Annotated in this window: 12 protein-coding genes and 2 pseudogenes; 3 read left to right on the plus strand and 11 right to left on the minus strand. The window is 34.9% G+C overall.

Annotated elements, in window-relative coordinates:
- Positions 1-9 precede the first annotated feature (9 nt).
- Complete coding sequence (locus LLA01S_RS02690; RefSeq protein ID WP_061777815.1) at positions 10-900, plus strand: IS982-like element IS982B family transposase; 891 nt, start codon at positions 10-12, stop codon at positions 898-900.
- 173 nt (positions 901-1073) lie between these two features.
- Here the strand turns inward: LLA01S_RS02690 and LLA01S_RS02695 are convergent, their stop codons facing one another.
- From LLA01S_RS02695 to rpe, 3 genes and pseudogenes are all read right to left on the minus strand, one after another.
- Positions 1074-2438, minus strand: a complete 1365-nt coding sequence (locus LLA01S_RS02695; RefSeq protein WP_061777803.1) for a glycoside hydrolase family 1 protein — start codon at positions 2436-2438, stop codon at positions 1074-1076.
- A 48-nt stretch (positions 2439-2486) separates the two neighbouring features.
- A pseudogene (gene rpiB, locus LLA01S_RS02700) lies at positions 2487-2938 on the minus strand (ribose 5-phosphate isomerase B).
- A gap of 15 nt (positions 2939-2953) precedes the next feature.
- Positions 2954-3604 (minus strand): ribulose-phosphate 3-epimerase, encoded by a 651-nt coding sequence (gene rpe / locus LLA01S_RS02705; protein ID WP_014572367.1) that lies wholly within the window; start codon positions 3602-3604, stop codon positions 2954-2956.
- Between the two features lie 194 nt (positions 3605-3798).
- Here rpe and LLA01S_RS02710 point away from each other — a divergent pair, with 194 nt between their 5' ends.
- Complete coding sequence (locus tag LLA01S_RS02710) at positions 3799-4797, plus strand: LacI family DNA-binding transcriptional regulator (protein ID WP_021165500.1); 999 nt, start codon at positions 3799-3801, stop codon at positions 4795-4797.
- Positions 4798-4889: 92 nt separating this feature from the next.
- Here LLA01S_RS02710 and LLA01S_RS02715 read toward each other — a convergent pair.
- From LLA01S_RS02715 to LLA01S_RS02730, 4 genes and pseudogenes are all read right to left on the minus strand, one after another.
- Positions 4890-5927, minus strand: a pseudogene (locus tag LLA01S_RS02715) (zinc-dependent alcohol dehydrogenase family protein).
- A gap of 112 nt (positions 5928-6039) precedes the next feature.
- Positions 6040-6309: a bacteriocin immunity family protein gene (locus tag LLA01S_RS02720; RefSeq protein ID WP_011676578.1), complete on the minus strand. Its 270-nt coding sequence runs from the start codon at positions 6307-6309 to the stop codon at positions 6040-6042.
- A 59-nt stretch (positions 6310-6368) separates the two neighbouring features.
- Positions 6369-7076: a putative ABC transporter permease gene (locus tag LLA01S_RS02725; RefSeq protein WP_061777804.1), complete on the minus strand. Its 708-nt coding sequence runs from the start codon at positions 7074-7076 to the stop codon at positions 6369-6371.
- Between the two features lie 124 nt (positions 7077-7200).
- Complete coding sequence (locus LLA01S_RS02730) at positions 7201-8136, minus strand: dihydroorotate oxidase (protein ID WP_015082621.1); 936 nt, start codon at positions 8134-8136, stop codon at positions 7201-7203.
- A gap of 139 nt (positions 8137-8275) precedes the next feature.
- Here LLA01S_RS02730 and msrA point away from each other — a divergent pair, with 139 nt between their 5' ends.
- A complete protein-coding gene (msrA, locus tag LLA01S_RS02735) occupies positions 8276-8827 on the plus strand; it encodes a peptide-methionine (S)-S-oxide reductase MsrA (RefSeq protein WP_032950268.1) in 552 nt (183 codons plus the stop codon).
- Positions 8828-8837: 10 nt separating this feature from the next.
- Here the strand turns inward: msrA and LLA01S_RS02740 are convergent, their stop codons facing one another.
- The 4 genes from LLA01S_RS02740 to LLA01S_RS02755 form a co-directional block, all read right to left on the minus strand.
- A complete protein-coding gene (locus LLA01S_RS02740; protein WP_014572362.1) occupies positions 8838-9812 on the minus strand; it encodes a Gfo/Idh/MocA family protein in 975 nt (324 codons plus the stop codon).
- A 23-nt stretch (positions 9813-9835) separates the two neighbouring features.
- Entirely contained in the window at positions 9836-10018 is a 183-nt protein-coding gene (locus LLA01S_RS02745; RefSeq protein WP_011676583.1) for a hypothetical protein, read from the minus strand.
- Between the two features lie 6 nt (positions 10019-10024).
- On the minus strand, positions 10025-11896 hold the full coding sequence (locus LLA01S_RS02750) for an ABC-F family ATP-binding cassette domain-containing protein (RefSeq protein ID WP_021211930.1): 1872 nt from the start codon (positions 11894-11896) through the stop codon (positions 10025-10027).
- Positions 11897-12043: 147 nt separating this feature from the next.
- On the minus strand, positions 12044-12997 hold the full coding sequence (locus LLA01S_RS02755; protein ID WP_081106867.1) for a LysR family transcriptional regulator: 954 nt from the start codon (positions 12995-12997) through the stop codon (positions 12044-12046).
- Positions 12998-13063: the final 66 nt, after the last annotated feature.

Consider the following 13063-nt stretch of genomic DNA (forward strand, 5'->3'; position numbering starts at 1 on the left):
ACGACTTATATGACTTATAATAGCACACTTCCAAAAGTTTTTGTTTATTTACTGACAACCATTGAGACGCTTTATCAAACGAGTGTTCCCCTTGAGGTTCAAAACCGAAAGAACGTCCATCTCGCAACATCAGATTGCTTAGTTATCGCTTGTTACCTCTGGGGCGTACTGCATTTTAGTGAAACGCTTAAAGCTAAGCACCAACTTGCTCAAAGTTTATTTCCTAATTTCCTAGAATATTATCGCTTTGTCCGCCGTTGTAATGCCCTCTTACCGAGTATCCAAGTCATTCGCCAAGCACTCGTCTTTAAAGAGGTTGAAGGAATGAGTGTATCCATTATTGACAGCTTCCCCATTCCTTTGTGTCAGCCTATTCGTAATTTCAGAAGCAAAGGTCTTGGAGATTATGCAAATGTTGGCTACAATGCTACAAAGGGACAGTACTTCTATGGATGTAAATGTCATGCTTTAGTCAGTGAATCAGGCTATGTCATAGACTACACAATTACTCCTGCTTCAATGGCTGATAGTTCAATGACCGAGGAAGTGTTGAGTCAATTTGGGACACCAACAGTCCTTGGAGATATGGGATATCTAGGTCAGTCACTGCATGATAGGCTGGAATTAAAAGGAATTGATCTAATGACACCTGTCAGGAAGAACAAAAAGCAAAAGAAAATCCTTTTCCCTAATTTTTCAAAACGTAGAAAAGTGATTGAGCGAGTTTTCTCTTTTTTGACAAATCTAGGAGCTGAGCGTTGTAAAAGTCGTTCGCCTCAAGGTTTTCAATTGAAATTAGAGATGATACTTTTAGCGTATTCTTTATTGTTAAAATCAGCTAAATCACTGGAACCAGAGACTTTAAGATATTCTATCGGGTATCAAGTCATGCCTAAATAATCAACTAGCAATTCGGGTAAATAAAAGAAACTCTTTATCAAACAAAATTTCACCTACCATAAGACTTTATTATCTTTCAAAAGTTGATAGGTGTTTTTATTTCATCTGTTAAAATTATTGTTTACTTCTAGTTCAGAAGTAAGATTTTTTATAAAATCTGTTAAGGAAATTTCTTAGTAACTTAAATCTTCTCCGTTTGTCGAAATCACTTTTTTGTACCAGTCAAAGCTCCGTTTTTTGATACGTTTATAATCTTTATCTATATAAACAAAACCATAACGTTTTTCAAAACCTTCACGAGTAGAGTAAAGGTCCGTTGCAGACCATGTAAGATAACCAATCATTTCTACTCCCTCGTCAACCGCTTCTTTCATACGAGCAATATGGTCTGCTAAATACTTAATTCTGTAATCATCATTAACCGTTCCGTCCTCTTTCAAAGTATCCCTTGCCCCCATACCATTTTCAGTAATTAATATCGGTAATTGATAGCGATGATAATAATCATGTAAATAATGTTTAAAACCATATGGATCAATTAGCCATTTCCATTCTGTTGCATCAATGTAAGGATTTTTAGTAATCACACCATTCAAGGCCCTATCTTCAAAACTATTAGCTTCAATTGCAGCTGATAAATAGTAACACAATGCCATGAAGTCTGGCGAAGCACTCTTTAACACCTCTAGATCATCGTCAAGTACAATAGAAGAAAAATCTGTCCCCTCATAAGACTTGATAAAAATACCTGAATAAACGCCACGGAATAAGACATCCGCAAACCCATAACCGCTTTTATAAGCTAACTCATCCGTTGCTTCAACATTTACCGGGTCACAATTAAGTGGGTAGAGACAAACATTCCCAAGATTTCCACCTACTTTAGCGGCAGGATCAATTTCATGAACAAGATTCGTTGTTTTTGCATAGCAAAGATTAAAATGATGTTGTAGCTGGAATACTTCAGCTCTATTTTTCGCCTTGTATCCTGTCATGTACTCAGAGTCTAAGTCAATAAAATTTTGTTCATTAAAAGGAATCCAGTATTTAATTCTCCCCTTAAATGCTTTGATAACTGTTTCAGCATAATGTGTAAAATCTTTAATAATTTCACGACTCATAAATCCTCTATATTTTTCTAAAAGATTTAGTGGCAAATCATATGCGTATAAAGTTGCTACAGGTTCAATATTATATTTATCAAGTTCATCTAACATAGCAGAATAAAAAGCAATTCCTTCTGGATTAGCTTCAATCTCATCTCCATTTGGAAAAATGCGTGTCCAAGCGATGGTAAAACGATAGATTTCAAATCCCATTTCTGCGTAAAGTTTAATATCTTCTTTCATATGATGATAATGATCTGAAGCGATTTTGAACTCATTAAAATTAGATTCCTTATCTGCTCCTGGAATTACTCGAACGTCTGCGATAGAAACTCCCTTTCCTCCTTGTCCATGGCCTCCTTCAAATTGTTGTGCATTCGTTGAACTTCCCCATTTAAAATCCTTTTTAAATCCTTTTTCGTCAAAAAACATAAACTTTCCCCCTTTTTATTTTTTATGTTAAAGAATTGGAATTCTTTATCAATTATCTCTTTGTTCTGTTTCAAGCTCAGTAATCATTTCAATACGTTTGGCGTGACGCCCCCCTCATAAATTGCTTCCAACCATTCCTTGACAATCATTTTTGCCAATTCACTTCCGACAACACGTGAACCGAATGCCACAATATTTGTATTATTGTGTTCTTTGGATAATTTTGCCGAATAAGGTTCACTACAGACGACTGCACGAATTCCTCTTACTTTATTCGCTGAAATGGAAATTCCCACTCCTGTTCCACAAATCAATACTCCACCGTCAAAATGACCTGCCGCTACTTCCTCTGCCACTTTTTTTCCGTAAATAGGATAGTCCGTTCGTTCAGTTGAAAAGGGGCCAAAATCTGTCACTTCGTGCCCCAACTCCTCAAGATAGTCAATAATAAGGGGTTTCAATTCAAATCCTACATGGTCGCTACCAATTGCTAATTTCATCCTCTTTTTCCTCCATTAAGCTCTTAATTCATTGATTATTGTTTCATAATTTTTATGTTTCCCAAATAAAGCGGAAGTTCCTAAAATAAACCCTTCAACGCCTAACTTACTTAGTTCTTCGATTTTCTGTGGTGAAATCGCTCCATCTACCATTACTTTAAAGTCAAATTGTTTACTTAATAAAACAGCCTTTTCAATTTTAGAATTTACATATTCCAGATATTTTTGACCAGCAAAGCCTGGATTTACTGTCATTATCATAAAATAATCAACTAATGGCAGCAATTCTATTACTGCTTCAATGGATGTGCCCGGATTAATAGCGATTCCTGCTTTTTTTCCTTTGGCTCGAATCTTATCTAATGTACGAGCGGGATGGATATCTGCTTCAGGATGAATATAAATAATATCAGCTCCCAAGTCGGAAAACATTTCAACATAATTCGACGGGTTTTGAACCATCAAATGGACATCTAAGGGTTTATCAGTCACCGAACGAATCAACTCATAATCTTGCAGGCCCATTCCAAAATTGGGAACAAAGGAACCATCCATGATATCCATATGAAAGATATCCACACCAGCAACTTCTAAATCTTTTGTATCCTTCTCCAAATTAGCAAAATTTGCACACATCATTGATGGACATAACAATTTTTTTGACATTTTCTCACTCCTTGAGATAACGATTACCCAAACAATACCATCATGGGTAATCGTTTACTTTTTTTATGATTTTATTATATCATCAGGAAAACAACCTGTCAACCCCTCAAATATTATTAGTTATTTGCTAAAATTGTTTATATATGAGAGAATTATATCAATAAAAGATAACGATTACTCAAAAGGATAATTCTATGAAAAAAACATCAATCAAGGATATAGCAAAACTTAGCGGAGTTTCTGTTGCGACAGTCTCTCGTGTTATCAATAATAATGGACGTTTTTCTGAAGAAACCAGAAAAAAAATTCTTGATGTTATTGAAGAAACTGGCTACCAAATGAATTTTAGTGCCAAAAGTTTGCGAATGAATAAATCTTTTTCAGTCGGTATTTTAGTTCCAGATATCAGTAATTACTTTTTCTCTGATGTGGTTCAAAAAATAGAGGAGGAACTTTTTGAATTAGGCTATTCGACAATTATTTGTAATACTGGTAGAAATATTGAAAAAGAAACGGCCTACTTAAATATGCTCCGAAGTAAATTGGTTGATGGTATTATCGTTATTTCTGGCGTAGATGAATTTGTCTTTCACTATGATGATATTCCATATATTTGTATCGACCGAGAACCCTTGAAAAAAGAGAAAACAATCGTGATTTCTTCAAATCATTATCAGGGAGCCTTTGAAGCAACAGAATCATTAATTAATAATGGATGTAAACATCCCGCAATTTTGATGTATGACCGACAATCTTCTTCTGCAAAAGAGCGTTTTAAAGGATATAAAGATGCGCTAAAGAAAAATAATATTTCCTACAACGAATCAAGTCATCTGTTATTAAGTGGCCTAGAAGAAAATTTTACTGAAAATTTACAAGCATTTTTAGAGCGAACAGACCAAGTTGATAGTTTTTTTGCCGTAAATGATACACTTGCCATGAAACTCTTCAGCTCGTTAAAGGAACTAGGGGAGAAAATTCCTGAAGATTTCAAAATAATTGGGTTTGATGATAGCCCACTCGCTCATTATTCTTCACCAACATTATCATCCGTCAAACAAAACACGGATAAAATTGCTCAGCTTACAGTCAAAAATCTAATTGATTTTATTTCCTCTGGGAAAATTATCAATTATCAAACTATTCTAGTACCGGTTGAATTAGTTGTTAGAAATTCTAGCTTAAATAATTAGGAATCAACTCTGACTTTTCTATTAATATTTCTAAAGTACTAATCTATTAAAAAAGTCTACCAGCTTTGGTAGACTTTTTTAATTTTTCTTATTTATCTTTCTGAAATTATCAATAAAGATTTAATTGCTGTCCGTTGATCCATTGCTTCATATGCCTTTTGAATTTCATCTAGGGTAAATTCTTCTGTAAAGACACGCCCTGGATCAATCTCCCCACTTAAAACTGCTTCAAGTAAGATTTCCTTATTTCACCGTGCGACAGAGGCTACTCCACCTCCAAGTTGAATATTTTTCCAAAAAAGAGAATCAATCCATTCATTGTAATCAACATCATGAGGAACTCCTACACGTCCTCCCGCTCTTACTGCTTGGAAAGCAGATTCAATGGCTTCTTTTGTTCCGACACACTCTAAGGCAGCATCAGCACCATAACCATTGGTTATGGCCATAATTTTTTGAATCGCTTCTGCGCCATGCTCAGCAATGATATCTGTTGCCCCAAAATCACGCGCCAATGCCGCTCGATCTTCATGGCGACTCATTGCAATAATCCGTTTTGCACCTAAAAGTTTAGCCGAAATCACTGCGCACAGACCTACTGCTCCATCGCCAAAGACAACTACTGTGTCCCCTTCGTGGACATCTGCTGCTTTAGCCGCATGAAAACCTGTGGGCATGACATCCGCTAAAGTTGTCAACGAAGCCAGCTGTTCTTCTGAATAATCACTTGGTCTTCCTGGAATTTTAACAAGTGCACCATCAGCATTAATTGCTCGATAGAATTCTCCTTGATATCCCCCGTTAACTCCATCTTTAGCATTGGGGCAATTAGCTTCAAATCCTGCCAAACAGATTGGACAGTGTCCACAACCATGAGTAAAGGGAACAATGACAAAATCTCCCGCTTTAAAGTTTTTAACTCCCGCTCCAACTTCTTCAATGACACCAATAGCCTCATGACCTACTGGACCTGGCTGACGTTCAGAAATCCCACGGAACCACCATAAATCAGAACCACAAACGCAGGCACGAACGATTTTTATAATGGCATCTGTTTCTTTTACAAGTTGCGCTTTGGGAAATTCTCTAACTTCCATCTTATTTTTTTCGACAAAATAGGCTGACCTCATTTTTTTACTTCCTTTTCATTTATTGAATTTATTATAAAATGAATTTAGCTTTTTGAAAAATACTTTTTAAAAAACTTCTTATGCTTTGAAAGCATAAGAAGACCTAAATAACTCACAAAATTCCACCAACTCCTCGTCCAAAGAGGTTGTTACTAGAAATTTTTTGATAAAAATCGGCAACTTTTGGTGTGAGATTATAGCGTAATGCCAAGGGCCTAAGGGTTGCTTCTAATTTAGCAAGTTCATCAGCAAGTCGCCCTTGATTCTCTAATTGAACTTTCGTATGAAGTAAACACTGACGTTCCCAGTCACGAATATTTCTATCTAATACCAGATTATAAAGTTCATTTAAAATTTCTTGCTTTTCAAATGTTTTATTCATGAATTTATTATGCCACGAAATCACTTTTAAGACCACTAAAAACGCTTACGATTTTAAAGCTAGCGTTTTTTTGTCAAATTCATGTTTGGATAATTTTTAAGAATTCTTCGTAAGTTATAGTGTTTTAATTTCAAAGGACGGTTCTTCAGAAGTTCCAATACTTTTTTGCGGTTTGGTGCGGTTTCATGATTGGTCAGCAAATGTTTAAGACGAAACTCTTTAATAGCCGCATTTTCTTTATCAGAATCATCAATCATAGCCAATACTTCTTTTTTGGTTGAAATCGTAAAGATAAACGTTGATAGAAGGTCAGCTCCAAAAATAATTAATATGAGAAGCACTCCCCAACTATGCGTGATTGAATTAAAATCATGAATCCAATTTTGAACAGGTGGATTAACTAATTTAATTAAGATAATACAACCTACACCCCAAAATAATGAAACGGGAACAGCTACCCTGCCTTCAATATTGAAAGGGAGGGTTGAGTAGTCCCATAACTTCATATTAAAGAATTTCTCTAAAATCCAACTACCGATAAATTCAACCACAGTCACAATCACTATTGTATTAAGATAAAGACTAAATAAATTTCCAGTATCTGGAACTAAAAGTAAGACTGCTGACACACCAAAACCGTAGACAGGGCAATAAGGGCCTAATAAAAAACCTCTAAAAACAAAATGTCGGTCTTTAAGTGAACAATAGAAAGTTTCCCAAAGCCAACCAATGAAAGAATAAACGATAAAAGTCATAAAAAGTTCCATGTGTTTCTCCTTGTTTGTTTAATCTTTTCCATTATATCATCTCTTTTGGTAATTTTTAAAATTCATATTATTTCCTAGAATAAAATAAGAAAAAAGCTGATGGAAGTCAGCTTTTTTTATATTTTTATAATGATTTTAATTTTCCATGGAAATCAGCAATTGATTGATAGCCTTTTTGATTCATTATTTCTTCTAATTCTTTAATGATTCTATCAAAGATTGCAGGTCCTTCTTTGTGTAAAGCTGTTCCAATTTGAAGCATTGTAGCTCCACATAAGAGGTGTTCAAAGGCATCTTGTCCTGTTTCAATCCCACCTGTTCCAATGATTTGAATTTCAGGTTTGAGTCGAGTATAGAAAGCACGGACATTTGCAAGCGCTGTTGGTTTGATGTAAGCTCCACCAATTCCACCAAATCCATCTTTAGGCTTAATAACTACGCTTTCTGCTTCTGGGTCAATAAAAAGTCCATTTCCAATACTATTCACTGAATTCACATAAGTCAATGGAAACTGATTGAGGATTTCTGCCATAATATCAAAATGTACAAGGTCAAAATAAGGGGGAAGTTTGACACCTAGCGGTTTTGTAAAGAAAGTAAAAACTTCTTTTAGGAGCTTTTCAGTTGCTTCAAAATCATAAGCAAGTTGTGGTTTACCAGGAACATTTGGACAAGAAAGATTCAACTCTGTAATTCCTGAAAAATAACTTTCTTGAATTTTCTTGAGCATAGCGATATTTTCTGCTACACTCATACCCGCAATGGAAAAGAAGATTGGCCCTTCTTGAGCATTTTCTTTTTGATTTTTTAAAACATAGTCTAAGTAGTAATCAAATCCTAAATTAGGCAGACCCATAGAATTAATTGACCCTAATTCTAAGTCAACATAACGTGGGAGTGGATTACCTTCTCTTTTTTCTAATGTGGAACTTTTGGTGATATAGGCCCCTGCTTGAGAGGCTTTTAATTCTTCTAAATCCTCAATCGTCATACAATGGACTCCTGAAGCGTTCATAAATGGATTAGCGAATTTGGCATTTGCAAAAGTTGTATTAAGCATTAAAAAATCGTTCCCCTTTTCTATTTTTAACTATTCTATCACAAAAAAGCCAAATTCAAAATTTTTAAAATTCGAGTCAAATGATGAGGCGGCATTTTTTTCACATGATATAATTAAATTAGAGCAAATGGAGTGTAAGATGAGTACAGAAAGAGCTATTTTTGCTGGTGGTTGTTTTTGGTGTATGGTTGAACCTTTCGAAGAACGTCCAGGTATTTTGGCTGTAACAAGCGGCTATACAGGCGGACATATCGAATACCCTACTTATGACCAAGTTCTCTCAAAAGCTTCTGGCCATACAGAGGCCGTTGAAATTTTATTTGATAATGAACTGATTTCTTATGATGAGCTTTTAGATATTTATTGGTCTTTGATTGACCCAACGGATGCTGACGGTCAAATTTATGACCGAGGTGCAAATTACCGTCCAGTAATTTTTGTTGAAAGTGAAGAACAAAAAACTGCTGCTAAAAAAAGTAAAATCGCCTTAGAAAAATCTGGAATTTGGGACAAACCAATAGTTGTTCCTATTGAAGAAGCTAAAACTTTTTGGCCAGCTGAAGAATATCATCAACAATACTATAAAAAAGACCCTAAACGTTATCAAGCGATGCACAAGGCACGTGAACTTTATTTGGCCTTACAACGTTTCAAAGGAAAATTTAAATTTTTAAGAAAAAACACTAGATAAGCTAGTGTTTTTATTTTATATTTGGCCAATCTTTTCCAAACCATTCTTGGTATAGATCTTCTACAATTTTAACAGTTGTCATTGTCATTTCAGGAGAAAGTTTTTCACTTTTTTTCTTACCACTATTGATAAGTTCCGCTATTTCATCAATCTCATAACTGAATTCACTTGGCATTGGATGTGAAAACTCTTCAATCATTTCGCCATTTCTAATGAGACTTGCCTGATTTGATTTCCAATAATTTGGAACAGAAATTTCTCCTTTTTCCCCGTAAATTGCAAAAGTATTTGCTTTATCTAAACGGGTGGTAAGCGAGATATTAATCATAATTTCTGCTTTTTTCAAAAGAATTTCATAATCTAAATCTGCTTTATTTTCTTCAGGGGACCAGTAAATTCCTTTTGCTTCATCAAAACCTGTTCCAAATAAAAATTGTAGCACAGAGAGTGGATAGCTGGCATGCATGATAAAGGCTCCGCCACCTTCTTTTATATCTAAAGCCCAACTCTCACGGTTGGTATGAGGTCTAAAATCGTTAATTGCAAGGCGAGATACTTTACCAATCTCATTGGCATCAAGCCATTTTTTGATTTTGGTCATCACAGGAAGAAAAACAGATTTTTGAGCTTCCATCAAAAAAAGATTTTTTTCATTTGCAATCTTAAATAACTCTTGAGACTCTTTAAGCGTTAAGGTAAATGGTTTTTCAAGAAGCACATTTTTACCTGCTTCTAGGGCGAGCTTTGCTTTAGGATAATGTTGTTTATTGATAAGTGGAATATAGATTAAGTCAATTTCTTCTGCCTTTACTAAACTTACATAATCATCATAAACTTCTGGAATTCCTAAATCCAAAGCGGCTTTTTCTGCTTTTTCTTTATTTCTGGCAGCAATTCCGATAACTTCTGCTTGCCCACTTTCTTTTACACCTGCTACAAATCGGGGAACAATCTTAGCAGCACCCATGATTCCAATTTTTAACATTTAACTTCCTCCTGTGACTAAGACTAAATCCCGATAATCACGGTTTCTACAGTTTCAACTCCTGCAGTGGTAACACGGACTCTAGCAAGATTTTCTACTGTATTAACATCAAAAAATCTGTCTCCACTGATATCATTTTGAATGATTTTTACAGTTGCTTCTGGTGGAAATTTTTGTAAGGTTTCAATAAGTTCTTGTGTCGTCATAATCTTTTAGTCGGCCCTTTCTGATAGATATTCCCAACGTTCATATTTTTCTTCAAGCTCTTTTGTTTTATTGTCTAATTCTTTTTGTAAGTCAAGTAAGAGTTCTGTATTAGAACCATTTTCATTCATTTCTGTGTCTATCTCAGAAATTCGTTCTTCAATTTCAGCAATTTGACTTTCAATGTTTTCCCATTCTTTCTTTTCCATATAAGTCAGTTTGGCTTTGTCCGTATTTTCTCTTTTGTCAGCAATTACGGGACTTTCAGTTTTGCTGACAGCTTTGTCAGCAATTTTTTCTTCCATTTTGACCGCTAAATAGTCACTGTAAGCACCAAAATAATGGTTGATTTCTCCATTTTCAAAGGCAAGTAATTCATTACTTACTTTGTCTTGGAAATAACGGTCATGTGAAACGGTCAAAACAGCACCAGGGAAAGACCCTAGGAAATTTTCAAGTACGGTTAATGTTGCAATATCCAAGTCATTGGTTGGTTCGTCAAGTAAAAGCACATTAGGTTGTAATAGTAAAATCTTTAGTAAATAGAGTCGTTTTTTCTCACCACCAGAAAGTTTAGAAATGAGTGTTCCGTGGCTACTTCTTGGAAAGAGAAATTGCTCTAATAGATTAACAATTGAAATATTCTCGCTACTATTATTATGAGCAGCCGAAGCCACTTCTTCAAGGAAATTTATCATGCGTTTATTTTCATCAAGTCCGCGAATTTCTTGACTGAAATAACCAATTTTGACGGTTTCCCCAATTTCTAAAAGCCCATCAGTTAATTCTAATTCTCCAGCAATGACATTGAGGAGTGTTGATTTTCCAACGCCATTATCCCCAACAATCCCTAAGCGCGAACGAGGTTGAACAATTAAATCAAAATTGCTGAAAATTTGTCGGTCTGGGTAAGAAAATCCTGCATTCTTAAAATTAATCACTTTTTTACCTAAGCGACTTGAAGCAATATTTAATTCCAAATCCTCTTGATTTTTTGAAGTTTTCATTGAATCTTTGAGGTCTTTAAAGCGGTCAATACGTGCCTGTTGTTTGGTTGCCCGAGCTTGTGGTGATTTACGAATCCAAGTTAATTCGGACTGGTAAAGTTGTTTGGCTTTATGACTCGCTGCGGCTTCACGTTCTTCATCTTCTGCTTTTTTCGCTAAATAATCTTGATAATTTCCTTGATACTCTTTTAATCCGGCATCTTCAAGCTCAAAAATTCGTGTTGCAACATTATCCAAAAAATAACGGTCATGGGTAACAAAAAGAACTGTTCTTCGAGAATTTTTAAGATAATTTTGTAACCAAGCAATGGTCTCAACATCAAGGTGGTTGGTTGGTTCATCAAGTAATAACAAATCTGAATCATTGACTAAAGCTTGAGCCAATTGAACACGTCTTTTTTGTCCACCAGAAAGACTTTCAATGATTGTTGTAGCTTCTGGAAGTTGAAGTTTAGTTAAAATTGTTTTGACATCTGCTTCTACTTGCCATGCATTCAAGGCATCCATTTCTGACTGAGCACGCTCTAATTTAGACAAATTTTCAAAATCCAAAAGCGCCGCTTCATAGTTTTTAATTGCCCTCATTTGTGGAAGTGAATCATCTAAAATACTATCTAAAATACTTGCTTTGGGATTAAAATCTGGTTCTTGAGTTAAATAAGTAATTTTATAATTTTGTGGATGGTCAAAAGGCGATTTATCTCCATCAAAACCAGAAAGTCCTGAAATAACATTTAAGAGTGTTGTTTTACCTGTTCCATTTACTCCTAAAAGTCCAATTCGATCAAGATCATGAATGATGAAATTGATTTTATTGAAAACCGTTTTTTCTCCAACTGATTTACTTAAATTTTGTGCGATGAAGTCTGCCATTTTTTGCCCTAATTTCTCTTATATTACTTTTGATTATATCATAAAAAAGCCTGTCAGTAACGACAGGTATCATTTTTACTAGCAAAGTGAGCGATTCTTTGATGACTCCTTTCTGTCGGTAAAAAATTACTGACAGAAAAGATTTGATTAGTCGTCACTATTTTTTTTACTCTCACGAATATCAAAGGGATGAACAATCTCTTCTAATTCTTTGATATAGAGTTCAGCTTGTCTGGTTAGTTGAAAATCGTTGAGTGAAATCCAGCCAATTTCTATATTATCATCAACTGCTAAAGGAATAGCGACAATATTATCACCATTTAAATCCTGACTGACAATACCTGTTGAAATGGTATAACCATTTAAGCCAATCATTAGATTAAAAATTGTGGCTCGATCTCCCACTTTTATGTCTTTTTTAGCGTAAACAGTCGATAAAATCTCTTCAGAAAAATAGAAAGAATTATGCTCGCCTTGCTCATAAGACAAGCGTGGAAATTTTTCTAAATCTTCTAAGATTACAAATTGTCGGTCAGCTAATGGATTGGTCGAACTTACAAAAATATGAGGCTCAGCCAAAAATAAGGAATGAAAGGTTAGCCGATTTTCTTTTAAAATTTTGTCAATCACATTTGCGTTATAAGAATTTTTGTAAAGAATGCCAAGTTCACTGCGCAAGGCCTTCACATCTTCTATAATTTCATAAGTGCGGGCCTCTCGTAAAGTATATTCGTATTCGTCAATTCCTTGACTTTCTGTTTTTTTAACCATATTTACAAAAGCATTGACGGCAAAAGCATAGTGCTGTGTCGAGATGGCACATAGTTTTCTTGATGGCTTTTTGTCCAACCACCGCGCTTCCAATAAATCAGATTGTTCAACAACTTGTCTAGCATAACCTAAAAACTCGGTTCCTTCTGCGGTCAGCGAAATTCCTTTGCTTGAACGTTGTAAAAGGGGCAATCCTACTTCTATTTCAATGTCTTTGATTGACTTTGACAGACTAGGCTGTGTAATATAGAGAATCTCAGCTGCCTGATTGATTGAGCCAATCTTAGCCACTTCAATAAAATATTTGAGTTGTTGTAAACTTATCGTCATTATTTTTTTCCTCATTAGATTTTTAATTCAAAAATCAAAAATCTGGTCAGTAACTTTGTATTTACT

Origin of the sequence: Lactococcus cremoris subsp. cremoris NBRC 100676, assembly GCF_001591705.1 — a bacterium.
GTDB classification, from domain to species: Bacteria; Bacillota; Bacilli; order Lactobacillales; family Streptococcaceae; genus Lactococcus; species Lactococcus cremoris.

Coding starts and splice junctions, on each gene's coding strand:
- msrA (WP_032950268.1), top strand. CDS start 8,276: ATGAGTACAGAAAGAGCTATTTTTGCTGGTGGTTGTTTTTGGTGTATG.
- LLA01S_RS02695 (WP_061777803.1), bottom strand. CDS start 2,438: ATGTTTTTTGACGAAAAAGGATTTAAAAAGGATTTTAAATGGGGAAGT.
- rpe (WP_014572367.1), bottom strand. CDS start 3,604: ATGTCAAAAAAATTGTTATGTCCATCAATGATGTGTGCAAATTTTGCT.
- LLA01S_RS02750 (WP_021211930.1), bottom strand. CDS start 11,896: ATGGCAGACTTCATCGCACAAAATTTAAGTAAATCAGTTGGAGAAAAA.
- LLA01S_RS02740 (WP_014572362.1), bottom strand. CDS start 9,812: ATGTTAAAAATTGGAATCATGGGTGCTGCTAAGATTGTTCCCCGATTT.
- LLA01S_RS02720 (WP_011676578.1), bottom strand. CDS start 6,309: ATGAATAAAACATTTGAAAAGCAAGAAATTTTAAATGAACTTTATAAT.
- LLA01S_RS02710 (WP_021165500.1), top strand. CDS start 3,799: ATGAAAAAAACATCAATCAAGGATATAGCAAAACTTAGCGGAGTTTCT.
- LLA01S_RS02725 (WP_061777804.1), bottom strand. CDS start 7,076: ATGGAACTTTTTATGACTTTTATCGTTTATTCTTTCATTGGTTGGCTT.
- LLA01S_RS02745 (WP_011676583.1), bottom strand. CDS start 10,018: ATGACGACACAAGAACTTATTGAAACCTTACAAAAATTTCCACCAGAA.
- LLA01S_RS02690 (WP_061777815.1), top strand. CDS start 10: ATGACTTATAATAGCACACTTCCAAAAGTTTTTGTTTATTTACTGACA.
- LLA01S_RS02730 (WP_015082621.1), bottom strand. CDS start 8,136: ATGCTTAATACAACTTTTGCAAATGCCAAATTCGCTAATCCATTTATG.
- LLA01S_RS02755 (WP_081106867.1), bottom strand. CDS start 12,997: ATGACGATAAGTTTACAACAACTCAAATATTTTATTGAAGTGGCTAAG.